Annotated in this window: 27 protein-coding genes and 2 pseudogenes; 15 read left to right on the top strand and 14 right to left on the bottom strand. The window is 70.7% G+C overall.

What is annotated here, in order from left to right; all coding sequences use genetic code 11:
- Positions 1 to 9 precede the first annotated feature (9 nt).
- Positions 10 to 558: a TetR/AcrR family transcriptional regulator gene (locus ACGFY5_RS11525; RefSeq protein ID WP_392719514.1), complete on the bottom strand. Its 549-nt coding sequence runs from the start codon at positions 556 to 558 to the stop codon at positions 10 to 12.
- 75 nt (positions 559 to 633) lie between these two features.
- Here ACGFY5_RS11525 and ACGFY5_RS11520 point away from each other — a divergent pair, with 75 nt between their 5' ends.
- Together ACGFY5_RS11520 and ACGFY5_RS11515 are read left to right on the top strand one after the other, a co-directional pair.
- Positions 634 to 1,035, top strand: a complete 402-nt coding sequence (locus tag ACGFY5_RS11520) for a nuclear transport factor 2 family protein (protein WP_392719513.1) — start codon at positions 634 to 636, stop codon at positions 1,033 to 1,035.
- A gap of 21 nt (positions 1,036 to 1,056) precedes the next feature.
- Positions 1,057 to 2,166 (top strand): SGNH/GDSL hydrolase family protein, encoded by a 1,110-nt coding sequence (locus tag ACGFY5_RS11515; protein WP_392719512.1) that lies wholly within the window; start codon positions 1,057 to 1,059, stop codon positions 2,164 to 2,166.
- Between the two features lie 59 nt (positions 2,167 to 2,225).
- On the opposite strand, the pseudogene ACGFY5_RS11510 reads toward ACGFY5_RS11515, so the two are convergent.
- Positions 2,226 to 2,749, bottom strand: a pseudogene (locus tag ACGFY5_RS11510) (AAA family ATPase).
- A gap of 19 nt (positions 2,750 to 2,768) precedes the next feature.
- Between ACGFY5_RS11510 and ACGFY5_RS11505 the strand changes: the two are divergent.
- Positions 2,769 to 3,941, top strand: a complete 1,173-nt coding sequence (locus tag ACGFY5_RS11505; RefSeq protein ID WP_392719511.1) for an SfnB family sulfur acquisition oxidoreductase — start codon at positions 2,769 to 2,771, stop codon at positions 3,939 to 3,941.
- A gap of 5 nt (positions 3,942 to 3,946) precedes the next feature.
- Here the strand turns inward: ACGFY5_RS11505 and ACGFY5_RS11500 are convergent, their stop codons facing one another.
- A complete protein-coding gene (locus ACGFY5_RS11500; protein ID WP_392719510.1) occupies positions 3,947 to 4,915 on the bottom strand; it encodes a DUF5937 family protein in 969 nt (322 codons plus the stop codon).
- A gap of 66 nt (positions 4,916 to 4,981) precedes the next feature.
- Between ACGFY5_RS11500 and ACGFY5_RS11495 the strand changes: the two genes are divergently transcribed.
- On the top strand, positions 4,982 to 6,202 hold the full coding sequence (locus ACGFY5_RS11495; protein ID WP_392719509.1) for an MFS transporter: 1,221 nt from the start codon (positions 4,982 to 4,984) through the stop codon (positions 6,200 to 6,202).
- A 50-nt stretch (positions 6,203 to 6,252) separates the two neighbouring features.
- On the opposite strand, the gene ACGFY5_RS11490 is transcribed toward ACGFY5_RS11495, so the two are convergent.
- Entirely contained in the window at positions 6,253 to 7,203 is a 951-nt protein-coding gene (locus tag ACGFY5_RS11490; RefSeq protein ID WP_392719508.1) for a helix-turn-helix transcriptional regulator, read from the bottom strand.
- A 61-nt stretch (positions 7,204 to 7,264) separates the two neighbouring features.
- Here ACGFY5_RS11490 and ACGFY5_RS11485 point away from each other — a divergent pair, with 61 nt between their 5' ends.
- Complete coding sequence (locus tag ACGFY5_RS11485; RefSeq protein WP_392719507.1) at positions 7,265 to 7,828, top strand: DinB family protein; 564 nt, start codon at positions 7,265 to 7,267, stop codon at positions 7,826 to 7,828.
- Positions 7,825 to 8,286, top strand: coding sequence for a VOC family protein (locus ACGFY5_RS11480; protein WP_392719506.1), 462 nt, complete (start codon positions 7,825 to 7,827; stop codon positions 8,284 to 8,286). Before ACGFY5_RS11485 ends, ACGFY5_RS11480 begins: the two co-directional genes overlap by 4 nt.
- 185 nt (positions 8,287 to 8,471) lie before the next feature.
- Here the strand turns inward: ACGFY5_RS11480 and ACGFY5_RS11475 are convergent, their stop codons facing one another.
- From ACGFY5_RS11475 to ACGFY5_RS11460, 4 genes are all read right to left on the bottom strand, one after another.
- Positions 8,472 to 9,188: a DUF899 family protein gene (locus ACGFY5_RS11475; RefSeq protein WP_392719505.1), complete on the bottom strand. Its 717-nt coding sequence runs from the start codon at positions 9,186 to 9,188 to the stop codon at positions 8,472 to 8,474.
- 287 nt (positions 9,189 to 9,475) lie between these two features.
- Entirely contained in the window at positions 9,476 to 10,678 is a 1,203-nt protein-coding gene (locus ACGFY5_RS11470; RefSeq protein WP_392719504.1) for an RNA polymerase sigma factor, read from the bottom strand.
- Complete coding sequence (locus ACGFY5_RS11465) at positions 10,675 to 11,010, bottom strand: YciI family protein (RefSeq protein ID WP_392719503.1); 336 nt, start codon at positions 11,008 to 11,010, stop codon at positions 10,675 to 10,677. The genes ACGFY5_RS11470 and ACGFY5_RS11465 overlap by 4 nt, the downstream gene beginning before the upstream one ends.
- Positions 10,985 to 12,253, bottom strand: coding sequence for an alpha/beta hydrolase fold domain-containing protein (locus ACGFY5_RS11460; RefSeq protein WP_392719502.1), 1,269 nt, complete (start codon positions 12,251 to 12,253; stop codon positions 10,985 to 10,987). Before ACGFY5_RS11460 ends, ACGFY5_RS11465 begins: the two co-directional genes overlap by 26 nt.
- Positions 12,254 to 12,333: 80 nt before the next feature.
- Here ACGFY5_RS11460 and ACGFY5_RS11455 point away from each other — a divergent pair, with 80 nt between their 5' ends.
- Positions 12,334 to 13,341, top strand: coding sequence for an LLM class flavin-dependent oxidoreductase (locus tag ACGFY5_RS11455; protein ID WP_392719501.1), 1,008 nt, complete (start codon positions 12,334 to 12,336; stop codon positions 13,339 to 13,341).
- A 25-nt stretch (positions 13,342 to 13,366) separates the two neighbouring features.
- Here the strand turns inward: ACGFY5_RS11455 and ACGFY5_RS11450 are convergent, their stop codons facing one another.
- Entirely contained in the window at positions 13,367 to 13,618 is a 252-nt protein-coding gene (locus ACGFY5_RS11450) for a hypothetical protein (RefSeq protein WP_392719500.1), read from the bottom strand.
- Between the two features lie 31 nt (positions 13,619 to 13,649).
- The gene (locus ACGFY5_RS11445) at positions 13,650 to 14,867 is read right to left on the bottom strand and encodes a cytochrome P450 (RefSeq protein WP_392719499.1); all 1,218 of its coding nucleotides are present in this window, start codon (positions 14,865 to 14,867) and stop codon (positions 13,650 to 13,652) included.
- A gap of 104 nt (positions 14,868 to 14,971) precedes the next feature.
- On the opposite strand from ACGFY5_RS11445, the gene ACGFY5_RS11440 reads away from it, so the two are divergent.
- Both ACGFY5_RS11440 and ACGFY5_RS11435 read left to right on the top strand, forming a co-directional pair.
- Positions 14,972 to 15,328 (top strand): hypothetical protein, encoded by a 357-nt coding sequence (locus ACGFY5_RS11440; RefSeq protein ID WP_392719498.1) that lies wholly within the window; start codon positions 14,972 to 14,974, stop codon positions 15,326 to 15,328.
- A gap of 33 nt (positions 15,329 to 15,361) precedes the next feature.
- Positions 15,362 to 16,678 carry a hypothetical protein gene (locus ACGFY5_RS11435; protein ID WP_392719497.1) on the top strand — a complete coding sequence of 439 codons (1,317 nt, stop codon included), beginning with the start codon at positions 15,362 to 15,364 and terminating at the stop codon, positions 16,676 to 16,678.
- A 3-nt stretch (positions 16,679 to 16,681) separates the two neighbouring features.
- Here ACGFY5_RS11435 and ACGFY5_RS11430 read toward each other — a convergent pair whose 3' ends face one another.
- On the bottom strand, positions 16,682 to 17,527 hold the full coding sequence (locus ACGFY5_RS11430) for a PIG-L family deacetylase (protein WP_392719496.1): 846 nt from the start codon (positions 17,525 to 17,527) through the stop codon (positions 16,682 to 16,684).
- A 52-nt stretch (positions 17,528 to 17,579) separates the two neighbouring features.
- Here ACGFY5_RS11430 and ACGFY5_RS11425 point away from each other — a divergent pair, with 52 nt between their 5' ends.
- The 3 genes and pseudogenes from ACGFY5_RS11425 to ACGFY5_RS11415 form a co-directional block, all read left to right on the top strand.
- On the top strand, positions 17,580 to 18,047 hold the full coding sequence (locus ACGFY5_RS11425; RefSeq protein WP_392719495.1) for an RbsD/FucU family protein: 468 nt from the start codon (positions 17,580 to 17,582) through the stop codon (positions 18,045 to 18,047).
- 13 nt (positions 18,048 to 18,060) lie between these two features.
- Positions 18,061 to 19,410 (top strand): dipeptidase, encoded by a 1,350-nt coding sequence (locus ACGFY5_RS11420; protein ID WP_392719494.1) that lies wholly within the window; start codon positions 18,061 to 18,063, stop codon positions 19,408 to 19,410.
- Positions 19,411 to 19,573: 163 nt separating this feature from the next.
- Positions 19,574 to 19,669 (top strand): annotated as a pseudogene (locus ACGFY5_RS11415) (3,4-dioxygenase subunit beta); the annotation flags it as partial.
- 110 nt (positions 19,670 to 19,779) lie between these two features.
- On the opposite strand, the gene ACGFY5_RS11410 reads toward ACGFY5_RS11415, so the two are convergent.
- Positions 19,780 to 21,033: an amidohydrolase family protein gene (locus tag ACGFY5_RS11410; protein WP_392719493.1), complete on the bottom strand. Its 1,254-nt coding sequence runs from the start codon at positions 21,031 to 21,033 to the stop codon at positions 19,780 to 19,782.
- A 25-nt stretch (positions 21,034 to 21,058) separates the two neighbouring features.
- Here ACGFY5_RS11410 and ACGFY5_RS11405 point away from each other — a divergent pair, with 25 nt between their 5' ends.
- Both ACGFY5_RS11405 and ACGFY5_RS11400 read left to right on the top strand, forming a co-directional pair.
- Positions 21,059 to 21,877, top strand: a complete 819-nt coding sequence (locus tag ACGFY5_RS11405) for an AraC family transcriptional regulator (protein WP_392719492.1) — start codon at positions 21,059 to 21,061, stop codon at positions 21,875 to 21,877.
- Positions 21,878 to 21,920: 43 nt separating this feature from the next.
- Positions 21,921 to 22,364: a DinB family protein gene (locus tag ACGFY5_RS11400; RefSeq protein ID WP_392719491.1), complete on the top strand. Its 444-nt coding sequence runs from the start codon at positions 21,921 to 21,923 to the stop codon at positions 22,362 to 22,364.
- A gap of 104 nt (positions 22,365 to 22,468) precedes the next feature.
- On the opposite strand, the gene ACGFY5_RS11395 is transcribed toward ACGFY5_RS11400, so the two are convergent.
- A complete protein-coding gene (locus ACGFY5_RS11395) occupies positions 22,469 to 23,230 on the bottom strand; it encodes an SDR family NAD(P)-dependent oxidoreductase (RefSeq protein ID WP_392719490.1) in 762 nt (253 codons plus the stop codon).
- Between the two features lie 191 nt (positions 23,231 to 23,421).
- Between ACGFY5_RS11395 and ACGFY5_RS11390 the strand changes: the two genes are divergently transcribed.
- Complete coding sequence (locus ACGFY5_RS11390) at positions 23,422 to 24,381, top strand: DUF1996 domain-containing protein (protein WP_392719489.1); 960 nt, start codon at positions 23,422 to 23,424, stop codon at positions 24,379 to 24,381.
- Here ACGFY5_RS11390 and ACGFY5_RS11385 read toward each other — a convergent pair.
- Complete coding sequence (locus tag ACGFY5_RS11385; protein ID WP_392719488.1) at positions 24,378 to 25,310, bottom strand: aldo/keto reductase; 933 nt, start codon at positions 25,308 to 25,310, stop codon at positions 24,378 to 24,380. The two genes, ACGFY5_RS11390 and ACGFY5_RS11385, sit on opposite strands and share 4 nt — an antisense overlap.
- Between the last annotated feature and the right edge of the window lie 2 nt (positions 25,311 to 25,312).

The following is a 25,312-nucleotide window of genomic DNA, read 5'->3' as shown; positions in this document are numbered from 1 at the left end:
ATGCCCGGGTTATCCGGCACTCATGCCGTCCAGCAGGACGCGGATGATCAGCGCGCGGCGTTCCGGGTCGTCCCCGGCGGCTTCGACGCCGTGCGAAGCGCCGATCAGCAGTGCCATCACGGTCGGCACGTCGAGCTCCGCGCGGACGACGCCGGCTTCCTGGGCGCGGCGGAGCAGCAGGTCCAGAGCCTCTCGCACGCCGGTCTTTCCTACGTTCACCTCGACGCCGGCCGCGGCCAGCGCGTCGGCGAGCGCGTTCTTCGAGGGCGACGAGTCGACGACCAGCGTGATCTGTTCGCGGAACGCGGCGCCCGGGTCGGGGCTCTCGGCGGCCGCGCGGACCTGCTCCGCGAGCCGGTCGAGCCGCGCGACGAACACCGCTTCGAGCAGCGCTTCCTTGGTGGGGAAGTGGCGGAACACTGTGCCGATGCCGACGCCGGCGGCCTGGGCGATCTCCTCGGTGGAGGCGCCGGTGCCGTGCGTGGCGAACACGTCCTCGGCGGCGGTCAGCACTTTCGCCCGGTTGCGCCGGGCGTCGGCGCGAAGCGGTCGCGTCATGGGCTCGACAAACGGAGTGACCACTCCGTATCGTTCGTATTCGGAGTCACAACTCCGAATATAGAGGAGAGAACCATGTCTGCTGCGGATCTGATCCATCAATTACTGGACGGTCTGGCCTCCGGGAAGTGGGCGGGCCTTCCCGCGCTCTACGCCGAGGACGTGCACGTCAGGATCCCGCTGGCGCTGCCGGAGCCGGTCACGCTGCACGGGCGCGACGAGGTCGCTGCCCACTTCGCCGGGCTGAACTCGATGCCGATCCGATTCGTGGTCGAGAACCTCGTGGTGCACGAGACCACGGATCCGGACGTGGCCATCGCGGAGTTCGACTACGAGGTCCACATCACGACCACCGACGCGCGCTTCCGGGCATCGAACATCCAGTTCCTCCGCGCGCGGGACGGGCTGATCGCCGAGACGCACGACTATCACGACCACGCGCGACTGGGTGCCGCGCTGGCTAATAGCACTAGCTGAAACCCGATGTAGTATCGGAGCATGCTCGCCTCCGACCTGATTCACGGCGCACTCGAACTCGAACGGACCGAACGCGGGCTGCTCCCGCACCGGCTGCCGGCCTGGGCCCGCGCGCAGGCGCAGGACCCGCAGCTCGACACCGTCGAGGCCCAGCCGTCGGGAGTACGGCTGGTGTTCCGCACCCGGGCGACGTCCATCGAGCTGGACGCCGTACGCACCAGGCGGGAATTCCCGGGCGTACCCGACCGGCCGGCGGGCGTCTACGACCTGCTCGTCGACGGTGAGCTGACCGCGCAGGGCAGTGTGGACGGCGGCGACACGGTCACCGTCGACATGGCCGCAGGCACCGTGACCCGGCAGGTGGGCGACCCGGGGACGCTGTCGTTCACCGGCCTGCCCGATCGGGACAAGCACGTCGAGATCTGGCTGCCGCACTATGAGAACACCGAGCTCGTGGCGTTGCGCGCGGATGCCCCGGTGACTGCGGTCGACCGCGGGGCGCGGCGCTGGTGGCACCACGGCAGCTCGATCAGCCAGGGTTCCAATGCGGCGAGCCCGTCCACCACGTGGGTGGCGCTCGCCGCGGCGGCGGCCGGCGTCGACGTGACGAACCTCGGGTTCGGCGGCAGCGCGCTGCTCGACCCGTTCATCGGCCGGATCCTGCGCGACAGCGACGCCGACGTGATCAGCGTCGAGATCGGCATCAACCTGGTCAACGCCGACCTGATGCGCCGGCGCGCGTTCGGCCCGGCCGTGCACGGCCTGCTCGACACGATCCGGGACGGGCATCCGACGACGCCGATCGTGCTGATCTCGCCGCTGTACTGCCCGATCCACGAGGAGACGCCGGGGCCCGGCGCGTTCGACGTGGAGGCGCTGCGCGAGGGGCGGGTCGCGTTCGTCGCGACCGGGGAGCCGGGGCCCGACAAGCTCACGCTGACGCTGATCCGGTCGGAGCTCGAGCGTATCGCCGCTGCGCGTGCGGACTCGGGACTGCGGCTCGTCAACGGGCTCGACCTGTACGGCGAGGACGATTTCGCGGAGCGTCCGCTGCCCGACGGGCTCCACCCCGACGCGGCGACCCACCGCTCGATCGGCGAGCGGTTCGCGGAGGTACTCCCCAGGAAGTAGTCACCCGCTCGCACGACCGCCGCGAACTCGCGGTCCGCGACCGCGCCCCGCTGCAAGCCTCAGCCGAGCGGCAGGTAGTCGTCGGTGCGGCCCGACTGCGGCAGGCCGCTGAGGCGCGCCACGAACTCGACGGTCTCGGCGAACGTCGACGCCTCCGGAATCACGTGCTCGTTCGGCACCCCGAGCAGATCGGACTCCTGATACCAGCTGGCCAGGGCTGATGTGCTCACCTCCGCGGCAAGCGGCCGCGTCGCATGCCGCCGGAACGTCTCGTTCAGACTGACGTCGAACCAGAAGAACGTCGGCCGGTACTCGGCGAGCCCGAGCAACTCCGTGCGGTACCGCGCAGCGGTGAGAATCCCCTCCACGACGACCGAGTAGCCGTGCTGGAGCGCCACCCGCGCCGTAGCGGCAACCAACCGCGGCGCCACCCACCAGCGACGTCGTGCTCCCACAGCACCGTCCGACGCAGGTAGTCCTGATCGACCACCGCGCACCCCCGCCCGTGCCGGCGCCGCAGCTCACGCGCGACGGTGCTCTTCCCGGAACCGGAGTTGCCACGGAGAACGACCAGCACCGCCATACGCCTAGGGTAAGCACCCGTGACCGACATCCTCGCTGACGACGCGGCCGTGCTCGCCGCCGCGGCCGCGTTCGCCCCGAAGCTCCGCGCCGGCGCCGAGGAGCGCGACGCCAGCGGCGCACTTCCGTACCGCGAACTCGAGGAACTCGCCCGGACAGGGCTGCTCGGCATGCGCGTGCCGACGACGCTCGGCGGCGCGGGCGTCAGCACCGAGACGGTCGCGGAGGTGTTCCGCGTGCTGGCCGCCGCCGACTCCGCTGTCGCCCAGATCCCGCAGAACCACGTGGCATTCGTCGACCTGTTGTTCCGCACCGGAACCCCGCAGCAGCGCGAGTTCTTCGCGGGGGAGTTCCTCGGCGGCGCGCGCCTCGGCAACGCACTGTCCGAGCGGGGAACGACGACCTCCCGCGCCTTCCAGACCACGATCCTGCCCCGCGGCGACGACGTCGTCGTGAACGGCACGAAGTACTACTCGACGGGCGCCCTCACCGCCCAGTGGATCCCGGTCTTCGGCAAGGACGACAACGACGAGGTGTCGGTCGCCTACGTGCGGCGGGACACCCCGGGCGTCGTCGTCGAGCAGGACTGGAACGCGTTCGGCCAGCGCGCGACGTTCAGCGGCACCGCCGTTTTCACGGACGTCGTCGTACCGGCCGAACACGTGCTGCGCCAGCCGTACCGCACACTCGCCGGGTCCACGTTCGGCGCCTTCGGCCAGATCATCCACGCCGCGCTCGAGGTCGGAATCGCCCGCGGCGCGCTCACCGACGGCGTCACGTTCCTGCGCGAGAAGGCGCGGCCCGCGCACGGGTCCGGGTTCACCCGTGCGATCGACGACCCGCACCTCCGCCGCCTCGCCGGTGAACTGGAGATCGACGTCCGGGCCGCGGAGGCGCTCCTGGTGTCCGCCGCCCGGGCCGTGGACACCGCGAGCACCCCGGACGAAATCACCCACGCCCGCCTCGAAGTGGCCGCGGCGAAGACGTTCGCGGGGCGGGTCGCGCTGGACGTCGCGAGCCGGATCTTCGACTTCTCCGGCTCCAGCGCCGCCGACCGCAAGTACGGCCTCGACCGGCACTGGCGCAACGCCCGCACCCACACCCTGCACGACCCGGCGCGGCTCAAGGAACTGGCGCTCGGCACGTTCCTGACCACCGGCGAGGGCCCCGACCCCGCGAACACTCTGATCTGAGAGCGCTACTGCCCCAGGAGCGCCGACCCGAGTGCCGTCCGGTGGTAGAGCACCTCGTGGCCCTGCCGCCGGGCGGTCACCAGCCCGGCGTCGCGGAGCACCGCGAGGTGCGCGGACACCGTGGAGGCCGCGAGGCCGTGGCGCTGGGCGAGTCCGGTCGTCGATGCGGGCTCGTCCAACGTCGTGAGGAGCGCGGCCCGGTTCGCGCCGATCAACCGGGTGAGCGAGCCTGGTGCGGGCCGGGTTTCCCACGCGCGCGCCATGCCCAGGGCCGGATAGATCACCGTCGGCTGCCACGGCGGCGCGAACCCGCTGATCGCCTCCGGCCACGCGAAGACGCTGGGCATCAGCAGGAGCCCCCGACCGTCGAGCTCCTGATCGAGCATCGCGCTGCCCGCGTGCAGCGTGAGTGTTCCGCCGTCCCAGCGCAGGTCGCGGTGCAGGTCGGCGAAGAGCGCGCCGAGGCCGCCTTCGGCCATGCGCCGCGACCGCTGGGCGATGTCGGCCTCCAGCACCGTGCGCAGCCGGTCCCAGTGCGGTGCGACGAGCGCGTGCCAGGCGCGTTCAGTGGCGTCGGCCAGTGCGTGGATCGCTTCGGCCGGATCGTCGAGCAGGCGTTGGTGATGTGGGTCGGTGGGGTCGGCGCCGGTGCTCGCGAACGAGCGCCGCATCTCGTCGTGGGCCAGGCTCGGGTCCGTGGCGCGGAGGCGTGCGATCTCGTCGCCGAAGTCGGCGGTTCGGCCCAGGGGCGCGGCCGGGGGTGGGCCGAGGAAGTCCGGTGTGTAGCCGAATTTCGGCATGAGCAGGCGCAGCGGGCCCAGGTCCGGGATTTCGGTGCCCAGCCACGCCTGGTGGTAGCCGTGACGTGCCGGTCGGAGCAGCGTCCGCACCGCCTCGTGCGTCTCGCACAGCGGCGACACCGCGAACCGGCACCGCAGTAGATCCGCTTCTGCGAAGCGGAGGCGTAGAGGCATCCGTCTCCTATTCGTCCGTAGCCGAAACACTAGGTCGACGTCATGAGCAGCGGCAGGGTGCGCTGCGTGACTTCTTCGGGGTACCGGGCCGTGCTCGCCGTGCCGGAGTTCCGGTTCGTGTTCGCGGCGCACGCGTTGTCGACGCTGGGCACGGTGGTGTGTGAGATCGCGCTGTCGGTGCTGGTGTATCAACGCACCGGGTCGCCGCTGCTCAGCGCGTTGACGTTCGCGCTCGGGCTGTTGCCGTACCTGCTCGGGGGCACGGTGTTGTCGGCGGTGGCCGATCGGTTGCCGGCTCGGCGGGTGCTCGTGACGTGTGATGTGGTGTGTGCGGTGGGGGCGGTCGGGCTCGTCGTGCCGTGGATGCCGGTGGCCGGGCTGTTGGTGCTGCGGTGCGGGATCGCGGCGATCGCGCCGGTGTTCGCCGGTACGCGGGCGGCGACGCTCGGCGACGTGCTGGCCGGGGGAGAGCTGTTCTCGCTGGGCAACTCGGTGCTCCGCCTGACCAACCAAACCGCCCAACTCACCGGCTTCGCAGTAGGCGGCCTCCTCCTCGCTGCGGTCTCCCCCCGCACGGTCCTGGGCTTCACCGTCCTGACGTTCCTGACCTCAGCCCTGCTCCTCGGGATAGGCACTCACGCCCGCCCGGCCCGGTCGGCGGAGGCGGGAGCATTGCTCCGGGCCTCATTGAGTGGGGCTCGGGAGTTGTTCTCGGATCGGCGGGTGCGGGCGTTGTTCGCGTTGGCGTGGGTGCCGCCGATGTTCGTCGTGGTGTCGGAAGGGCTGTTGACGCCGTACATCGCGTCGCTGGGGGAGAGCCCGGCGTCGCTGGGGCTGCTCATGTGCGGGATGCCGATCGGTGCGATCGGCGCGTCGCTGCTCGCCGGAACGCTGCTCAGTCACCGCACCCGCGTGCGTCTGTCCTTCCCGATCGCGATCGCGGCCACGCTGCCGCCCCTCGGCTACCTGGCGCACCCCGGCGTCGCGATCGCCCTGCTGTTGCAGATCGGTATCGGCGCCGGAATCGTGTACACGTTCGGCATCGACCACTGGATCCTCGACGTCATCCCCGACCACCTCCGCGGCCGCGCGCTGACCCTGCTCACCGCCGGCTCCATGACCACCCAGGGCCTGGGCATGACCCTCGCCGGCACAGCGGCCGAGTTCGCCCCGGTCCACCTGGTGATCGCCGGCGGCGCCACGATCGCCTTCCCCACCGTGCTCCTGGTGGTCCGCAACGCCGCCAGAGCCCGCACCGCCCAGCGCGAACCAGCCGACAGCCCCTGATCCGGCGGCGCGCTGCGCGGGGCGCCCGACCCGGCGGCGTGCGGGTCAGGTCAGGCGGTCGCGGCGGATCCGGCTGCGTGGAGGCGGGTGGCCAGCTCGTGGCAGCGAGTTGCCAGTTCGGGGGGTTCGAGCACCTCGAAGTCGTGATCGAGCATCACCATGTGCAGCAGCACACCGTCGAGATTGTCGGCCCCGGCACGCACTTCGCACCGCCCGTTCCCCGCGGGATACACGACCGCAGCCGACACGGGGATCTCGTCCCGCACGAGATCGGCAGGCGCATGGACCAGGAACCGCGCCTGGTGCGCGTACACCCGAGCCGCGACGCCCTCGTGCACGTACGTCGCCGCGTCGGGCGCATCCGCCCGCGCCCGGAAGTGCCACGTCCGCGCACTGACGTCAGTCATCCGATCGACGCGGAAGATGCGCCAATCGTCGCGGCTCCGGTCGAACGCCATGAGGTACCAGCGCCGATCGGAAGAAACCAACCGATAGGGCTCGACCCGCCGAGCACCTCCCGACGGGTACCCGAACTCCACCTCGACCTCGTCCCGGCACGCCCGGGCCAGCGTCATCAGCACGTCGGGATCGACCGGCGTGCGCCCACCCCGACCGAACGACTCCACCGACCCCGACAACGCCCGAACCTCGGAACGCAACCGCGTCGGCAGCACCCGATCGAGCTTCGTCAACGCACGCAACGCGGCATCACCGGCGCTGGCCACCCCACCCCCCGCCCCGGCGAGCAGCGACACCGCGGTGGCGATCGCCTCCTCGTCGTCGAGCAGCAACGGCGGCAGGTCCTGCCCTGGCCCGAGCTGGTAACCGCCGCCCACTCCCTGGCTCGCGAGCACCGGATACCCGAGCGTCCGCAACCGCTCGACGTCACGTCGGACGGTGCGAGGCGTGACCCCGAGCCGGCCCGCGAGGTCGGGCCCGGTCCACACCTGGCGCTGCTGCAACAGCCCCAGCAACGCGAGCACCCGTTCGGCTGTGTCCACGAATCCAGTTCACCACGGATAGCGGACCTATCCTGTCCGCTAGGGGTGCCAGAGTGACCGCATGAACTGGAACCGAGCACTCCGTGAGCAGTGGGAATGGCACTGGAACCACCAGGTCCGCGCCCGGCTCGACGGCCTCACCGACGACGAGTACTTCTGGTCACCCGGGCCCGGCGAGGCCTGGAACGTCCGGAAGCGGGGCACCGGTACCGCGCCGGTGCAGGCGGGTACCGGCGCCTACACGATCGACTTCGCGTTCCCCCAGCCCACGCCGCCGCCGTTCACGACGATCGCCTGGCGGCTCGGCCACGTCATCGTCGGTGTGCTCGCGGCGCGGAACGCGTCGCACTTCGGTGCGGAACCCGCGGACTACGAGTCCTGGGAGTACGCGGGCGACGCGAAGTCCGCGCTCGACCAGCTCGATACTCAGTTGGGCGTCTGGACGGCCGGTGTCCGTGGGCTCAGCGAGGAGGCGCTCGCGGTGCCGGTCGGCGACACGGAGCCGTATCCGGACGCACCGATGGCCGATCTGGTGCTGCACATCCACCGCGAACTGATCCACCACCTCGCCGAGGTCACCCTGCTGCGTGACCTCTACCTGCACACGAACGGAGCGCCCCGATGAGCCGACAGCTCCAGGTGACGTTCGACGCCCACGACCCGGGTGTGCTGTCGAAGTTCTGGGCCGACGTGCTGGGGTACGTCATTCCCGGCCCGCCCGGCGTCGACGTGCCCCGAGGGGCCGACCCGCTGGTGGTGTGGGGCGAGTTCCTCGCGAAGATCGGCGTCCCCGAGGAGTTCCGGAACAGCCGGTCGGCGATCGAGGACCCCGCCGGGGACGGCCCGCGGGTGTTCTTCCAGCAGGTGCCGGACGACAAGGTCGCCAAGAATCGCGTGCACCTGGACGTGCGGGCCGCGCCCGGCCTCCGGGGCGACGAGCGGATGGCGGCGCTCGAGCTCGAGTGCGAGCGCCTCGTGAAACTCGGCGCGACCCGCATCCAACGCTATGAGCCGCAGCCCCCGCTCGAATACGGCCAGATCGTCATGGCCGACCCCGAAGGCAACGAATTCTGCCTCGACTGACGGCCCCGCCCAACGACGGGTTCTCGGCCCAACGACGGGTTCTCGGGCCAACGACGGGTTCTCGGGCCAACGACGGGTTCTCGGCCCAACGATCGGCCGAGGTAGGCCCGCGGACCGGTCGTAGGCCCGAGAACCCGTCGCGGGCGGCGCCCTGCGGTCCCGCCGGATCCGCCCGCCGGGGTGCGTCAGCTCAGATCGTCCGAGTGGCCTGACTCGAGGCGGGACCATTGCGGAATGGGGCGGCCGTTGGTGCGCAGGTTGTGGCCGTCTACCGGCCAGGGCTGGGGCCAGCCGGCGGGGGAGTCCTCGTGGGGCTCCTGGCGGCCGAAGACCGTCAGGTCCATCAGCCGGTAACTGTTGTCGAGGAGCTCCACGCCGCGACGGGTGGTCCACCACGTCTCGAACACCCGATCCTCGTCCCGCACGTAGCTGATGAGGTGCATCATGCCGACCGTCCGCCCGGTCAGCAGCGTCTCCAACGGCTCACCCTCCGCGGCGTACCAAGGCATCGTCCACCCCATGAACTCGTGGTACCGCGCACTCTCCGGGTACGGACCCTGCGCGAGAATCGCGTACGTGATGTCCCGCGAGTGCAGGTAGGACAGTTCCCCGACCTGCGAGGAACACCACGTGCACCCCTCGCACTGCTCGGCCGCCGGGTGCCCGGCATGCCACATGAAGTAGTACAGAATCAGCTGCCGACGCCCCTCGAACGCATCGAGCAGCGTCATCGCGCCGCTCGAGCCGGCCAGTTCCGTATCGGCGGGTACCTCCACCATCGGCAGCCGCCGCCGCTGCGCGGCGATCGCGTCGGCCTCCTTCGTGTGCACCTTCTCGCGAGCGCGTAGCCGCGCGACTTCCGCTTCGAACGCGGCACGGTCGACGATCGGGGGCAGGGTCATGACGGGGTCCTTTCGTTGCGGGTGAGTCCTTCGTTGGGGTGAAGCACACGCCGGTGAGGGCAGCGATCTGCAGCGCGGGGCCGCGGAGTCCGATGCCGACTCCGGCGAGGAGGAACGCCGGGAGCAGGCCGGTGAGGTAGCTGGAGTCCTCCGAGGTGCGGGGTCAGCCACAGCGCGGTATCCAACCCCACCATCGCCTGGGCCGCACCTGCGAGCCCGAGCGCCAGCCCGGGCCGGGCCCGCGCGTCGATCTGTGTTGTCATGCCCCACCGACGAAGGGGCTCGACTCAGATCGACACCGGCCCGAGATCTTCTCGCCGGTTCTCGAGATAGCGGCGCTCGGCGTCCGTCGGAGCGAGCGAAATCGCCTGGTCATAGGCGTCCCGCGCCTCGGCGGACCGCCCCGCGCGCCGCAACAGATCCGCCCGGGTCGCCGGCAACAGGTGGTACCCGTCGAGCCGCCCCGACGTCGTCAGGGCGTCCACAAGCTCCAGCCCGGCCGAAATTCCTTCCGACATCGCAACCGCCACCGCCCGGTTCAACTCCACCACCGGCGACGGCGTCAACCTGCCGAGTTGCTCGTACAACACCACGATCTGCCGCCAGTCCGTACTACCCACGTCCGCAGCGGTCACATGACAAGCCGCGATAGCCGCCTGCACCTGATAGGGGCCGGCTCGGCGGGCGGCAAGCGCGGCGTCGAGGAGGTGTTCGCCTTCGGCGATCAGGGACGCGTCCCATCGACGGCGATCCTGCTGCTCGAGCGGCACGAGGACGCCATCCTCGGCGCGAGTGGCACTCCGCGCCTCCCCGAACAGCATCAGCGCGAGCAGCCCACGCGGTTCGGGCTCGTCGGGCAGCAACCGCGCCAGCACCCGCCCCAGGTGGATCGCCTCCGCGGTCAAGTCTCGACGACCGTCGTAACCGGCATTGAAGATCAGGTAGAGCACGGCGAGCACCGCCGCGAGCCGCTGCGGCAGCAGCTCCGCGGGCGGAACGCGGTACGGGATCCCGGCCCCGGCGATTGTGCGCTTGGCCCGCACGAGTCGCTGCGCCATCGTCGACTCGCTCGTGAGCAGCGCCCGGGCGATCTCCGCGGTGCCCAGACCGCAGAGCGTCCGCAGCGTGAGCGCGACCCGCGCCTCGAACGGCAGCGCCGGATGACAGCACGTGAAGATCAGCCGCAGCCGCTCGTCGGAGATCTCGTGCGACTCCGGCGTCCGGTCCAGCAGCGCCAGCTGACGTAGCTTCGCCTGGCCGACGGCGTCGCGCCGGAGCCGATCCATGGCCCGGTTCCGCGCGCTAGTGGTCAGCCAGGCCCCCGGACGCGCCGGAACCCCGTCCCGCGGCCACGTCGCCAGAGCCGCCGCGAACGCCTCCTGCGCGCAGTCCTCGGCCAGGTCCCAGTCCTGCGTCAGCCCGATCAACGTCGCGACGAGCTGGCCCCACTCGCTCCGGTAGGCGGCGTCGACCGCGTCCTGGACCGTCACTCCCAGACGGGGCGAACCTCGACCGTGCCCCACTGCGCGTACGGGTGCGCGGCCGCGATCGCGATCGCCGCGTCGAGATCGTCGGCCTCGACGACTGCGAACCCGCCGACGAGGTCCTTGGTCTCGGCGAACGGACCGTCGGACACGAGCGTCTCGCCGTCGCGCACCCGGACGGTCGTCGCGTCGACGCTCGGACGCAGGCGCGCACCTGCCAGCAGCGCACCGCTGCTGGTCAGGTCCTCTTCCCAGGCACGCATCGCCGGATCCGCGCCGAGCTTTTCGGGCTCCGGCTGGTAGGTCTCGTCGTCACAGATCAGCAGCACGTACTTCATGGCCGGAAGTATCCATCGAATACACGATCCCGAGGAACCGCTCGATGGCCTCGGCCGCCGCGTGCGCCCGGCGCGTCCCGAAGATTTCGAACGCGTGCTGCGCACCCGGAATCTCCGCGTACACGACCGGCTGCTTCGACGTGGCTCGCAGGTCCTCGACGAACCGGCGGGCACCACGCACCGGCACCAGCGAGTCGTTGGCGCCGTGCAGGACGAAGAACGGCGGTGCGTCGGCGGTGATCGCTCGGCGCGGCGACGCGGTGCCGAACAGGTCGGGCGCGTCGGCCAGCGTCTGCTTGATCACCCGGTTCTCCAGCAGCCGGATCAGCCCGGCGTCCTGCGCGTCGGTCCAGTCGTAGATGCCGTAGAGCGGCACGGCGGCCGCGACCGATGTGTCGACGTCCTCGAACCCGGGCTGCCAGATCCGGTCCCGGGCGGTGAGCGCGTGCAGCGCGGTGAGGTGTCCACCGGCCGAGCCGCCGGTGATCGTCACGAAGTCCGGGTCGCCGCCGTACTCGGCGATGTTCTCCTTGACCCACGCGACCGCGCGTTTGACGTCGACGATCATGTCGGGCCAGGTGGCGCGCGGGCCGAGCCGGTAGTTGACCGAGACGCACACCCAGCCGCGCTCGGTCAGGTGGCTCAGCAGCGGAAGGGCCTGTTCACGCTTGTTGCCGACGGTCCACGCGCCGCCGTGCACCTGGATCAGCACCGGGGCGCGCCCGCCCGGCGGGAGATCGGCACGTCGCCAGACGTCGAGATGATTACGGAGGCCCGCCGGACCGTACGGGATGTCGACGTCGTGCGCGTAGCGCCGGCGGACCTGGAACATGCGCACGACGCCCGGCCGACGACTGAGCGGGGCATCCGCCTCCGGCCACGCGGGATGGCGCACGCGGGAGCGGTAGTCGGGGCCGTAGACCTCGTCGAGCGCGCGATCGAGGACGTCGGCCGCGGGCCGGGAGGCGGCGGCGACCCCGACTAGACCCGCGGCCGCGCCGAGGGAGAGTGCCAGGCCGAGCCGGCCGGTGCGGGTGCGCGCACCACCGGCCGCGGCGAGCGCGAGCTGCGGCAGCACTGTCGCGGCAGCGGCGGCGGCCGGGAGCTCGGTGGTGAGCGCCCCGGCGGCGAACGACGGGATCGAGTACCGGGGTGAGCGCGTCGGACGCAGCGCGTTCGCGGTGTTCAGCACGGCCGCGGCCCCGTGCAGTAAGCCAGCGGCACCGGCGAGTTGTCGCTTCATGCTTTCGGACGCTAGCGGTTCAGAATGCCATCAGTCACGGGTACGGAATTGTTGACTAATCAACTATTGTTGGTCGCATCATGAAGAAGAAGATCGGGTTCCTGAGCTTCGGGCACTGGCGGGACGTCGAAGGATCGCAGACGCGATCCGCTGCCGACGCGCTGCTGCAGACGATCGACCTCGCGCAGGCCGCCGAAGATCTCGGCGTCGACGGGGCGTTCGTCCGGGTGCACCACTTCGAGCGGCAGCTCGCCTCGCCGTTCCCGCTGCTCTCGGCGATCGCGGCGCGGACGTCGCGGATCGAGATGGGCACCGGCGTCATCGACATGCGGTACGAGAACCCGCTGTACATGGCCGAGGAAGCCGCGGCGACCGACCTGATCAGCGGCGGAAGGCTGCAGCTCGGGCTGAGCCGGGGATCACCCGAGACCGCGCTGCGCGGCGCGGAGTCGTTCGGGTACCAGGCGGACGATCCGGCCGAGCTGGCCCGGCAGAAGACCGAGATCTTCCTCGCGGCGATCCAGGGCGCGGCAGTGGCCACCACCGATCCGGCGCGCACGGGGGTACGGGCGGGCCTGAAGATCCAACCGCAGTCCGACGGGCTGGCCGACCGCATCTGGTGGGGCGCCGGGACGCGCGCGACCGCGGAGTGGGTGGGCTCGCTCGGGCTCAACCTGCAAAGTTCGACGCTGCTCACCGAGGACACCGGCGTGCCGTTCGACGAGCTGCAGGCCGAGCAGATCCGGCTGTTCCGGTCCGCGTTCACCGGGTCGCGGGAACCGCGGGTGTCGGTGTCGCGCAGCGTGCTGCCGATCACCGAGAAGATCGACGCGATGTACTTCGGCTCGCGCGGCGAGGACGACCAGATCGGGATCCTGGACGGGGTGCGGTCGCGCTTCGGTCGGTCGTACGTCGGCGAGCCGGACGTGATCGCCGCGGAGCTGGCCCGGGACCAGGCGGTTCAGGACGCCGACACGATCCTGTTCACGGTGCCGAACCAACTCGGCGTCGAGTACAACGCGCGAATCCTCGCGACGATCGCGGAGCACATCGCGCCGGCGATCGGCTGGAAGCCGGCGACGGTCTAGCTGGGAGCGTCGCCGGCTTCCCGGTCTAGAAGGGACCGTCTGCCGGGGGTGTGGCCGGCGGCTGGGTCTGCGCTACGTGTTGCGGCTGCACGTAGGTGCCGCGGGCACGCAGAGCCCGGCGCGTCTGGGCGGTCGCGCTCAACGGTAAGCGGCCCGGCACCGGGGTCGGGTCGGGGCCCGGCGGGTCGGCCAGCCGCTGGCCGCTCGTTGCGATGTGCCACCGGTGGAGCAGGACCGCGACCGCCGCCACCGCGATGCCTATCAGCAGGATCTCCATGTGTAACCAGCTACCCGCTGTGCGGGGGTGTTCACACAGGAATGTGCACGGGCAGTCGCGTGAAACCTTTGAGCGTCAGGCTGTTACGGCGCTCCGCCTCGCCCGCCGGCGCGAGATCCGGGAAGCGACGCACCAGCGCGGGCAACGCGACCTGCGCTTCGAGCCGGGCCAGCGGCGCGCCCAGGCAGTAGTGGATACCGCCGCCGAACGACAGCGGCCCGTTGTCCTCGCGGTCGAGGATCAGGTCGTCGGGGTCGGCGAAACGCTCCGGGTCGTGATTGCCGGCGCCGAGGTACGCGACGATCCGCTCACCGGGGTTCACGGTGACCCCGGCCAGCTCGATCGGCTCGGCCACCATGCGTGCACCGAGCTGTACCGGACTGTCGTAGCGCAGCAGCTCCTCGACGGCACTCCGGGCCAGCTCCGGCCGCTCGGCGAGCAGCCGGAACTGATCCGGGTGCTCGAACAGCGCCGCGAGCCCGTTCGCGAGCAGGCCGGTCGTCGTCTCGAACCCGGCGATCAGCAGCAACGCGGCGGTCGTGACGGCCTCGTCGCGGGTCAGGCTGTCGCCCTCGGCCTCGGCCTGCGCCAGCGCGCTGAGCAGGTCGTCGGTCGGGTGTTCCCGGCGCTTGTCGAGAAGCCCGCCGAGGTACTCGCGGATCGTGGCCGCAGCCGGGTCGGCGCGGCTCAGGACGTCCGCGTTGAGGACCTCCATCACCTGGGTCCAGTCCCGCGTCAGCGACTGGAACTGCGCGCGATCGCCCGCCGGGATACCGAGGAGCTCGCCGATGACGTTGACCGGCAGCGGGAACGCGAACGCGTCGACGAAATCGACGGTGCCGCTCATCGCGTCGAGCAGATCGTCGACCATTTTCTCGATCGCCGGACGGAGAGCCTGAACGCGACGCGCGGTGAACGTGGCGCTGACCAGCCGCCGGAGGCGGGTGTGGTCGGGCGGGTTGATCGTGAGCATGCTGGTGTACAACGTGAGCAGTGCCGGATGGTCGCGCCAGTCCGGGTAGCCGAGGACCTCCAGCAGGTCCGGTGGCATGTGGCCGAGGCGCGGGTCGCGGAGCATCGTCGTGCACTCGGCGTAGCCGGTGAGCACGAGCGCGCCGTCGGCGGCGCGGACGATCGGCGAGGCCTCTCTGAGACGTGCGTAGCGCGGGTAGGGGTTGGCGCGACCCTCCATGCGGGTCAGTTCGTCCAACAGCGCTAAGACGTCGGGGCTCTGCACGATCTCGGGCACGCGCACAGGGTAGTCACCCCTTCAACGCGGCGGCGCGGACGCCGAGTGGTCACCAATACAGGATGGGCCGGTTGGCGCCCGTCGGCGTTCGTACAGTGGTGCACATGGGTGCGTGCCTGCGAATGGATGCTGTGTACTGCGCGGTCGCGGCGGTGATCCTGGTCGTGTTCGCGGGGCCGGTCGGCGGGACGTTGGGGGTTCCGGTGGCGGTGCCGCTCGTGGCCGCTGCGGTAACCCTGGTGTGGGCCGGGTTGCTGGTCGTGCTGTCCGTTGTGCAGCGGCTGCGCGCGGCGGTTCGGTTCGTGATGGTCGTCAATGTGGTGGCGGTGGCGGCCCTGAGTGGTTTGGCCTTCAGCCGACCGGTGGACGCGTTGTCGCTGTTGGTGTTGGCCGTTGCGGTCGAGGTCGGTGCCTTTGCGGTTTGGCAGACGTTACTGCTGCGGAGCGTTCGCCTACACTGACCCACCTCTTGGGTCGAGAAAGGTGATGCGGGCGTGGCTAAGCGGATGGCTGGTGCGGGTTTCCGCGAGGAACAGCAGCGCGACAGGTACGCGCCCCACGTGCGCGCGATCAATGAATTGGTCGACGAGTTGCGCGAGGTCGATGGGCGCGGCTCGATGCCGTACGTGGCGCCGTGGCACGGCGGGGTGGAGGCGCGGGTCTTATCCGTGTCGGGTGACCCCGGCCGGGCGGATCGTGGGTCCGGGTTCCTGTGCACGGAGAACGACGAGCAGGGCGCTGAGCGTCAGGCGCTGGAGTTCGAGGCGCTGGGGATTTCGCCGCGTGAGGTCACGTTGTGGAATGCGTACCCGTGGTACCGCGATGCCAAGGGGGACCCGAACGGGGTTCAGCTGGGCGTTGGTGCGGATGTGCTCGAGCGGTTGATCGGGTTGTTGCCGTCTCTGCGGGTCGTGTTGTTGCAGGGGAAAGTTGCGCAGCGCGGGTGGGAGCGGCTCGGGGAGCGAGCCGGGAAGCTCGTTGCTGAGCGTGGGTTGACTGTGGTGACCACGTACGGGCCGTCTCGGCAGGCGATCTGGCACCGGGATCCGGCGGTTGTCGCCGAGCGGGTCGCGGATCGTGATCGCGCCTACCGCGAGGTGGCCGCCATCATCGCGGCCGTGCCCGGCACCGCCGCCCCGTCAGCCTCGGCCGCAGCATCCCCCGAGGCCCCGGCCCCCGAGGCCCCGGCCCCGGTGGCCCCGGCCCAGGAAGCGCTGGCCCCGGAGGCGCTGGCCCCGGAGGGTCTGGCTCCGGAGGGTTTGGCTCCGGCGGCGACGCCCGTGGCGGCGCCAGTCGCGCCGGTGGCTGAGGCGCCCGCGGCCCCGGTGGCCGAGACGCCGACTCCTACTCCGGTGACGGAGGTCGTGGCACCGGCTCCGGTGGCCGAGGTCGTGGCGCCCGCTCCAGTCGACGAGGTCGTGGCACCCGCTCCGGTGGCGGAGGTGAATGCCCCGGCTTCGGTGGCCGGGGTGTCGGCGCCTGCCGCGGAAGCTCAGGGAGAAGCGCCGGTGGCCGCACCCTCTGCGGGTGCGGCGCCTGCAGCGGAGGAAACCGCCGCGGACGCCGCGCCGGCCGAGGCGCGAGCTGACGAGGCGGCGTCGACCGGGGCGCCTGCCGCTGAGGCAGACACTGCTGAGACGCCTGCTACCGAGGCGCGAGCAGCGGAAGCAGGTGCCACCGAGGCGCCCGCCGCCGACGCCGCGCCCCCTGATGCTGCGACGGCCGACGCCGCGCCGGCCGATGCCGTGGGGGCGGGGCGGGGGTCGGCTTGGGGGCGGTTCAAGGCGGTGTTTTCGCGCCGTAAGGGGTAGGGGTCAGCGGAGGCCGGTGAAGAGGTCGTCCTCCGTGGTGGGCGAGCCCGTGGTGTCGTGCACTCGCACGAACGTCTCCATGCGCATGAGCTTGGCGAACTTCTCCTTGCCCATCTTCAGGAAGAACTCCCCGTCGCTCTGGCTGCCGTGCGCAGCCAGAGCGTCGTACTTCTGATCACTGAACCCAGTGGTGTCCACCCAGGCCGTGATCTGCTCGTCCGGCACACCCATCGGGGTTGCCTCGACCGGCGGAGCGTCCGCGGGCTCGGGCTCGGCCTCGTCCCACTCGAGCCCAGCCTCTTTCGCCCACGTCCCCATGTTCTCCATCCACGAGCGCGGCACCGTGCTCATGTACAGCTTCGGAACGTCGCCGACCAGCTCCGCGGCCGCCATCGTCACCCGGTGCACCTGGATGTGATCGGGATGCCCGTACCCGCCGTTCTCGTCGTACGTCACGAGGACGTCTGGACGGTACTGCCGGATCAACGCGGCGAGCCGCTCGGCGGCCTCGGGCACCGGCGTCGACCAGAACGACCCCGGCGCGTCGTTCGTGGGCCAGCCCACCATGCCCGAATCGTGGTAACCGAGCTGCTCGGAGTGGGTGACCCCGAGAATCTTGCAGCTGATCGCCAGCTCCGCGGCACGGGTGGCCGCCACGGCCTCGGGGTCATGACCGGGCTCACCGGGCTTGACGCCCCCGGGCCCGTCACCGCAGCGACCGTCGGTGCAGGTCACGACGATCGTGGTGACTCCTTCTGCGGCGTATCGGGCCAGCACACCGCCGGTTCCGGTCGCCTCGTCGTCGGGGTGGGCGTGTACGGCCATCAGCGTCAGCGGGCGATTGCTCATGCGGCCAAAACTACGGTCGCCCCCCGACAATTCCTGGGAAGCGCACTGCGGCATGCTGAACACCGTGCTCAAAGGTATCGACCCGCTGCTCAACGGCGATCTTCTCAAGATTCTCGACGAGATGGGCCACGGCGACCAGCTCCTGATCGTCGACCGCAACTACCCGGCGTTCAGCGCGGACCGCCCCGTGGTGCGCCTCGGCGAGAGCGGCACCCTGCGCGTGCTCGACGCGATCCTGTCGGTGTTCCCGCTGGACGCGTTCGTCGAGCACCCGCTCGAGCGCATGGAGGTCAAGGACGATCCGTCCCTCACCACCGCGCTCCAGGACCGCGTCCTCGACGTCGCCCGCGCCGGTCACCCGACCGCGCTCGAGTACGGCGTCGTCCCGCGCCACGACTTCTACCAGCGCGCCAAGAACGTCTTCGCGGTCGTCCACACCCTCGAAAGCGAGCCGTACAGCTGCTTCATCCTGCACAAGGGCGTCGTCTTCCCGCCCGGGATGGCCGAGGACGGTTCCTGAGTACGGTAGTGGGATGAACAGGGAAGAAATCGCGGCCGCTGTCGACGCGGTGGTTCCGGGCGCTCTCGCCGACCTCCAACGGCTGGTGCGCATCCCCAGCATCTGGGCCGATCCGACCCGCGCCGACGACACCGAGGCCAGTGCCGCGCTGGTCGCCGAGCTCGCCGAGGCGCTCAACCCGGAGTCCGTCCGGATCCTCCGTGCCCCCGGCGGCGCACCGGCGGTCGTCGCGCAGTGGCCGGCGCCGGAAGGCCAGCCGACGATCCTGCTCTACGCCCACCACGACGTCCAGCCCACGGGCGGCGACGAGCTGTGGACGAGCCCACCGTTCGAGCCCACCGAGCGCAACGGCCGTCTCTACGGCCGGGGCGCGGCCGACGACAAAGCCGGCGTCCTGACCCACCTCGCGGTGCTCCGCGCCTACGACGGCAGGCCGCCGATCGGCGTCACGCTGTTCATCGAAGGCGAGGAGGAGTCCGGCTCCCCGACGCTGCCCGCGCTGCTGCGCGAAAACCACGAACTGCTCACCGCTGACGTCATGGTGATCGCCGACGCCGGCAACCCGTCCGTCGACGTACCGGCGTTGACCACGAGCCTGCGCGGGCTGGTCGACCTCGTCGTCGAAGTGTCGGTGCTCGAACACCCGGTGCACTCCGGCGTCTACGGCGGTCCGATCGGTGACGCGCTGACCGCCCTGGTGCACACGCTCGCGAGCCTGCACGACGAGAAGGGCGAGATCGCCGTCGCCGGCCTGCGTCGGAACACCGGCACCGACGCCGCCTCGATGGACGTCCCCGAAGAGCAGTTCCGGGCCGAGACGGGCCTGTTGGACGGCGTCGAACTGATCGGTTCCGGCACGCTGGCGGAGCGCACGACGCAGGCGGCGGCCATTTCCGTCCTGGGAATCGACGCACCGACGGTCGCGTCGTCGTCGAACGTGCTGCTGCCGCGGGCCCGTGCGGTGGTGAGCGTGCGGCTGGCGCCGGGTGAGGACCCCGTGGCCGCGCGGGAACTCGTGGCCGAGCACCTGCGGGCGCACGTGCCGTGGGGTTCGCACGTCGACGTCAAGCAGCACATGGGTGTCGCCGAGCCGTTCCAGCTCGACACCACCGGCAGCGCGTACGACGCCGCCCGCTCGGCATACGGCGAGGCGTACGGCAACGCGGTGGTCGAGATGGGTATCGGCGGGTCGATTCCGTTCATCGCCGAGTTCGCGCGGACGTTCCCGGGCGCTGCGGTGCTGGTCACCGGCGTGGGTGACCCGGCGAGCCGGTGGCACGGCATCGACGAGAGCGTGTCGCTGGCGATGTTCGGAACCGGCGCTCGCGCGGAAGCCTTCCTGTTGGACGAGCTCCGGCGCTAGCGGGTCTTTCACAGACGACGCTCAGCGGCCGCACGCGTGGCGGCCAATCGGTGCCGCCACGCTGGGGATCGTCGTTGATCGCCGCTCCCAGGAGGTTTCATGTCCCGCACGCCGACGTACGAGGGTCGGGTGTTGCCCAGGCCGGACGAGGACGTGGAGAACGGTCTATCCGGACCAGGCGTCGATCACCGATGCCAGCACGGCGATCGCGACGTCGCAGGTGGCGCTGCCGAAGGCGACGTGCGACGTCGTGTACAAGACGACGGAGGCGCCTTCGAGGGTTGAACACTCTGGCGTGCTATACGCCCCTGGAGTGTTCAACCCTCGGCGGAACCCGGTCGCGCCATCGGGCCACGCTCAGCGGTCGGATCAGGCGCCGACCGCGTGGTACCGGCTCGCCCACTCGGCGCGCGAACGGATCGTCGTGTCGACGTCAGCAGCCTGAGCACGCAGGGCACCGACAGTCGCCTGGTCGCGCGACGTGAGCGCGAACGGGTCCCAATTGAAGAACCGGGCGCTGTTCTCCCAGGTGATCTTGTTGATGTCGGCGTCGTCGGCACCGGCCGCGACCAGTTCCGCGTGCACCTTCTCGGGGGCGTCCGGCCAGAAGCAGTCGGAGTGCGGGTAGTCGCACTCCCACGCGATGCTGTCGATACCGATCTCGTGACGCAGCTTCAGCGCAGTGGGATCGGTGACGTAGCAGGCCAGCGCGTGCTCGCGGAACACCTCGCTGGGCAGCTTGCCGCCGAAGTCACGGCGCAGCCAGCGCTGGTTCGTGTAGTGCCGGTCGCTGCGGTCGAGGTAGAACGGGATCCAGCCGATGCCGCCCTCGGAGAACGCGATCTTCAGGTCGGGGTAGGAACGCATCGCCGGGCCCCACAGCAGGTCCTGGGCGCACAGCGAGGAGATCTGCGGCGCGAGCACCATCAGGTTGTCGATCGTCGCGTCCGGCGCCAACTGCAGCGCGCCGAAGCCGGTGCCGATGTGGCAGCACATCACCAGACCGGTCTCCGAGAGCGCCTGGAACACCGGGCCCCAGTAGTCGATGTCGTGGTAGCTGGGCAGGCCCTCGAGGTGCGGCAACTCCGGCATCGTGATCGCCGAGCAGCCCTTCGCGGCGACGCGGTGCACCTCGCGCACCATCGCCTCGGGGTTCCACGTCGGCATCAGCGCGAGCGACAGGAACCGGCCGGGATACGCGGCGGCCCACTCGTCGATGTGCCAGTCGTTGTACGCCGACACCATCAGCGTCGTGATGTCGTCGCGCAGCTGATTGAGGTGACGGGCGCTGAACCCGGCGAACGTCGGAAAGCACATCGACGCGAGGATGCCGTTGCGGTTCATGTCGCGGACCCGCTCGTGCACGTCGTAGACGCCCGGCCGCATCTCGGCGAACCCCGCCGGGTCGCGGCCCCACTCCTCCGCCGGCCACGACACGACCGCGTTCAGCCCGCTCACGCCGGTCGTCTTCCCCCGGTAGATCCATTGATCGACGCCCTTCGCGTCGGTGACGACGTGCGGCGCGTGGTCGGCCCACTTCGCCGGGACGTGGCGGGTGAACATGTCCGGCGGCTCGACGACGTGATCGTCGATGCTGATCAGGATCATCTCGTCGATATTCATGGATTTGTTTATATGCTTCGAAGTGATGAGCGTCGGTGCATGGTCGGTCAACAATCCGGCAGATGCGGCCATCGTTGACATCCGCCGGGGCGGGGTCTCGTCGGCCGGGAGTTATCTCTATGAAGGTGACCACCTGAACACCGGGTGGCACACCCACGACATGCACCAGATCGAGTACGCCGCGGTCGGTGGGGTGGTCGAGGTGGAGACCGTCGACGCCCACTACCTCCTGCCGCCGCACCAGTTCGCATGGATCCCGGCGGGGCTGCCGCACCGAGCGACGATGAACGCGGCAGTGCGGACCGTGTCGGTGATGTTCGGGGCCGGGTTCGTGGCCTCGCCGGGGGACCGGGTGCGGATCCTGGCCGCGTCGGCGGTGATCCGCGAAATGGTGATGTACTCGCTGCGCTGGCCGATCGAGCGTCACTCCGGCGATTCGGTGTCCGACGACTACTTCCGGGCGCTGGCGCACGTCGTGTCCGACGCGCTGGACCACGAATCACCGCTGTCACTGCCCAATTCCGACGATCCGGTCGTGGCCGCGGCGATGGCGTACACCAGGGAGCATCTGGACGCCGTGAGCGTGGAGCAGGTGTGCCGGGCGATCGCGGTGTCGGAGCGGACGCTGCGCCGCCAGTTCGCGGCTTCGGTGGGCATGTCGTGGCGGACGTACCTGCTGCGTGCGCGGCTGCTCCGGGCGATGGCGTTGCTGACGGTGCCGGGGCGGTCGGTGGGGGAGGTCGCGGTGGCGGTCGGATTCGCGGACGTCAGCGCGTTCGCCCGCGCGTTCGGGCAGCACTGCGGGGAGTCGCCGTCGGCGTACCGCGCCCGCGTCACGGCCTGAGATTGTTGCTCGTGCGAGTGGCGGTGGTGGATACGGTGCCCGCGTGAGCGACGAGAAGGCTGTGCTGTCGGAGTTTCTCGCCTATCAGCGGGAGAGCGTCGAGGCGATCGTGGCGGGGCTCGACGAGGAGGCCCTGGGCACGGCGGTGCTTCCGTCCGGGTGGACGCCGCTCGGGTTGATCGAGCACCTCGGGGATGCCGAGATGCACTGGTTCCAGGATGTGTTCACGGGGTCGCGGGTGGAGGGTGAGGCCTCGTCGGGGCTCGCGTTCTACCGGGAGCAGTGCCGGATCTCGGACACGGTGATCGCCGCGGCGTCGCTGGACACCGCGCCGGCGCGTCGGCACGAGTCCGAGCCGCTCGCGTCGCAGACCACCGATCTGCGGCGGATCATCCTTCACCTGATCGAAGAGACCGCCCGTCACGCAGGCCACCTGGACGCGGCCCGCGAACTCCTCGACGGCCGAACCGGCCTGGGCCCCCGCTAGCCCACCCACTCGGCCCGCCCCCCGGCCCTCGGGGTGCTCGCCGATCGTCCGGAGCATCGTCGGCATCGCCATGAACACAGGTGGGGCGGCCCGCGACCCGGACGCTACTGCGCGAACGAGATGCCGCCGTTGACCGGATAGGTCTGGCCGGTGATCCAGGAGGCTTGCTCGCTGGCGAGGAAGACCGAGAGTGCGGCGGCGTCGGACGGGAGGCCCGGGCGGCGGATCGTGTAGCGCTTCATGAGCGACTTGGCGTGGGCGTTGTCCGGGTCGGACCACAGCGCTTCGGTGGCTTCGGTGCGCATGGTGCCCAGCGCAATCGTGTTCACGGTGACGCCGTAGCGGCCGCCCTCTGCGGCGAGAGCGCGGGTGAGGCCGGCGGCTCCCGCTTTGGAGGCCGCATAGGCCGCCATGTTCGCTTCGCCGGTGCGGGCGGAGTCGGAGCTGATCGTGACGATCCGGCCCCAGCCTCGGTCGATCATGCCCGGAAGTACGGCGTGGGCGCAGTGCAGGACGCCGTAGAGGTTCACGCGCAGGAACGGTTCCCAGTCGGCGGGGGAGGTGTCGACGAACCGTCCCAGGCCGCCGAAGCCTTCGGAGCCCGCGTTGCCCGCGTTGTTGACGAGGATGTCGACGCCGTCGAGCTTGGTGATCGCGGCGGTGACGTCGGCGTACTCGGTGACGTCGAAGGCGGACGGGGTCGCGCCGATTTCGTGGGCGACCTGTTCGGCGCGTTCGGGGCGCAGATCGTTGACGACGACGTCCGCGCCGGCGGTGGCGAAGGCTTCCGCGATGCCTCTGCCGACGCCCTGACCTGCGCCGGTGATCAGCGCCCGTCGGCCGCCGAGGTCCAATTCGTACGCCATGCGCGGCTCCGTCCCGGCGGGGTCGTGGACCGGGCGACGGTATGCCACCCCTGGCCGATCGGCAAGCGCCACCCTTGCTCGGGCACCGACCGGACCACCCCGGCACCGACGAGGCACACCGGACGTTTCCGGCACCGGTCCCGCGCGGCGAGCCCGCGAGCGATCCTGGAGGAGTGTCGGAGCGGCGTCTGATGAGTCTTGTCGTCGGGATCGTGATCCTGGCCATGATCGTCGGCGGCACGGTCGGCCTGCGCCTCGCCAGGACAGCGCACGAACCGGCGCCCACGCCCCACGCCGCGCAAGCCCCGGATTACGTCCCCATCGAGGACGTGACCCCGAGCCGGACGCCGAAGCCGCGAAAGAGCTACACCGCACGCTGCGGGAACAACGACGAGGGGCATTACAACTCCGACAACTTCATCGTCTCGCCGGGCATCCGCAACGGCGCCCATCACCTGCACGACTATGTCGGCAACACCGACTCCTCGGCGGCTTCCACCGACCAGTCGCTCGCCGCCGCGGGTACCACCTGCCAGGACCGCGGCGACACCTCGGCCTACTTCTGGCCCGTGCTCCGTGACCGCACCGACGTCGCCGGCCAGCGACGCGTCCCCGGTGAGGACCCGAAGGACGACAACGTCGGCCGGGTGCTGCGGCCGGACGTGACGCTCCGCTTCGAGGGCAACCCGCACGCCCCGGTGGTCGCGCCGCCGACGTTCCTCCGCATTCTCACGGGCGACGCCAAAGCCGTCACCAACGGCTCGGCGAACGCGCGCGCGAGCTACACGTGCGTGGGTTTCGAAGACCGTGTCACGACCGTCGCGTATCCGCTCTGCCCGCTCGGCCGAGGCCTCACCCGTGTGCTGGAGTTCCCGAGCTGCTGGGACGGCCGCAACACCGACAGCGCCAATCACCGCGCCCACATGGCGTTCCCGGACACGGCCGGGCGCTGCCGCACGAACACCGTCCCGGTGCCGAAGCTGACGATGACGCTCGTCTACGACGTCCCGACCGGACCGTCGTTCGCGATCGACACGTTCCCCGACCAGGGCCACGCCCCGGTCACCGACCACGCCGACTTCGTCAACCTCCGCACGGAAGCCTCCACGCGACACCTCCTGACCTGCCTCAACACGAACCGGGCCTGCTAGGCCCAGGGCCGCCGGGAACGCGTCGCCCAGTACGACCCCGGCTCCTCGGGGAAACTGATATCAGCCGCCACCGACAATCCGGCGGCCCGGAGGTTCCGGGCGATCTGAGCGGGCGTCACCGCGCCGGTCAGCACCCGCGACACCCACGGTTGCGCGAGCGCCACGGCCATCGCCAGCTCGTCGACCGGTGCACCGAGCTCCTCGGCCACCGCGCAGACGGGGCCGCTCGCCTCGGCCGGCGTCAGGCGTCCGTTGGCCAGGCTCTCTTTGATGACGACGTCCACGCCGGCGTCGGCGGCCTCGGCCAACGCGGGGCCGACCGAGGGCTCGAGCAGGTTCCACGTCGACTGGACGACGCCGAACAGCGGAACACCGCCGACGGTGACGTCCAGCGCGCGCCGCACGACGTCGGCCTGCGACGGCCCGGACGTCGAGAACCCGACCAGCACCCCCGAGTCGCGCAGTTCCCCGAGCGCCGCGAGCAGCTCCGGCGAGTCCAGCGCCGGGCTCGACGGCACCAGCGAATGGATCTGATACACGTCGAGCCGGTCGCCGAGCACTGACCGCGTCTCGGCGAACTGCCGCACGTACGCCGCCGGCGAATGGTCCTTCACCTCGTGGACGTCCCGCTCGAGCCGCCACTCACCCACGTACGTGTAACCCCACTTCGACGCCACCTGCACGTCGGTGACATCGGGCCGCGACGCCAGCCAGTCCGCGAGGAACTCCTCGGCGCGACCGTACGACCGCGCGGTGTCGACGTACCGGATCCCGCCCGCGTACGCGGCGTCCAGCACGTCCGCGGTACGGCGGCGCAGGGCGTCCACCGAGCGGTCGAGACCGAGGTCCCGCGACCGCTCACCGTTGATGTACGCCGGACGGCCGACCGCGGCCAACCCGATCCCCAGTCCCTTGCCGATGCTCCGCATGC

Origin of the sequence: Cryptosporangium sp. NPDC048952 (genome assembly GCF_043197895.1) — a bacterium.
Taxonomy (GTDB): domain Bacteria; phylum Actinomycetota; class Actinomycetes; order Mycobacteriales; family Cryptosporangiaceae; genus Cryptosporangium.
The sequence above is the reverse complement of the archived record's forward strand: the minus strand, read 5'-3'. Positions and strand labels throughout refer to the sequence as shown.

Bases quoted from the DNA above. Each gene is read 5' to 3' on its own strand.
- ACGFY5_RS11520 (WP_392719513.1), top strand. From the start codon at position 634: ATGTCTGCTGCGGATCTGATCCATCAATTACTGGACGGTCTGGCCTCC.
- ACGFY5_RS11480 (WP_392719506.1), top strand. From the start codon at position 7,825: ATGAGCCGACAGCTCCAGGTGACGTTCGACGCCCACGACCCGGGTGTG.
- ACGFY5_RS11500 (WP_392719510.1), bottom strand. From the start codon at position 4,915: ATGCCTCTACGCCTCCGCTTCGCAGAAGCGGATCTACTGCGGTGCCGG.
- ACGFY5_RS11525 (WP_392719514.1), bottom strand. From the start codon at position 558: ATGACGCGACCGCTTCGCGCCGACGCCCGGCGCAACCGGGCGAAAGTG.
- ACGFY5_RS11425 (WP_392719495.1), top strand. From the start codon at position 17,580: ATGCTGAACACCGTGCTCAAAGGTATCGACCCGCTGCTCAACGGCGAT.
- ACGFY5_RS11430 (WP_392719496.1), bottom strand. From the start codon at position 17,527: ATGAGCAATCGCCCGCTGACGCTGATGGCCGTACACGCCCACCCCGAC.
- ACGFY5_RS11420 (WP_392719494.1), top strand. From the start codon at position 18,061: ATGAACAGGGAAGAAATCGCGGCCGCTGTCGACGCGGTGGTTCCGGGC.
- ACGFY5_RS11515 (WP_392719512.1), top strand. From the start codon at position 1,057: ATGCTCGCCTCCGACCTGATTCACGGCGCACTCGAACTCGAACGGACC.
- ACGFY5_RS11455 (WP_392719501.1), top strand. From the start codon at position 12,334: ATGAAGAAGAAGATCGGGTTCCTGAGCTTCGGGCACTGGCGGGACGTC.
- ACGFY5_RS11460 (WP_392719502.1), bottom strand. From the start codon at position 12,253: ATGAAGCGACAACTCGCCGGTGCCGCTGGCTTACTGCACGGGGCCGCG.
- ACGFY5_RS11405 (WP_392719492.1), top strand. From the start codon at position 21,059: ATGAGCGTCGGTGCATGGTCGGTCAACAATCCGGCAGATGCGGCCATC.
- ACGFY5_RS11390 (WP_392719489.1), top strand. From the start codon at position 23,422: ATGAGTCTTGTCGTCGGGATCGTGATCCTGGCCATGATCGTCGGCGGC.
- ACGFY5_RS11440 (WP_392719498.1), top strand. From the start codon at position 14,972: ATGGGTGCGTGCCTGCGAATGGATGCTGTGTACTGCGCGGTCGCGGCG.
- ACGFY5_RS11385 (WP_392719488.1), bottom strand. From the start codon at position 25,310: ATGCGGAGCATCGGCAAGGGACTGGGGATCGGGTTGGCCGCGGTCGGC.
- ACGFY5_RS11475 (WP_392719505.1), bottom strand. From the start codon at position 9,188: ATGACCCTGCCCCCGATCGTCGACCGTGCCGCGTTCGAAGCGGAAGTC.
- ACGFY5_RS11465 (WP_392719503.1), bottom strand. From the start codon at position 11,010: ATGAAGTACGTGCTGCTGATCTGTGACGACGAGACCTACCAGCCGGAG.
- ACGFY5_RS11395 (WP_392719490.1), bottom strand. From the start codon at position 23,230: ATGGCGTACGAATTGGACCTCGGCGGCCGACGGGCGCTGATCACCGGC.
- ACGFY5_RS11450 (WP_392719500.1), bottom strand. From the start codon at position 13,618: ATGGAGATCCTGCTGATAGGCATCGCGGTGGCGGCGGTCGCGGTCCTG.
- ACGFY5_RS11485 (WP_392719507.1), top strand. From the start codon at position 7,265: ATGAACTGGAACCGAGCACTCCGTGAGCAGTGGGAATGGCACTGGAAC.
- ACGFY5_RS11410 (WP_392719493.1), bottom strand. From the start codon at position 21,033: ATGAATATCGACGAGATGATCCTGATCAGCATCGACGATCACGTCGTC.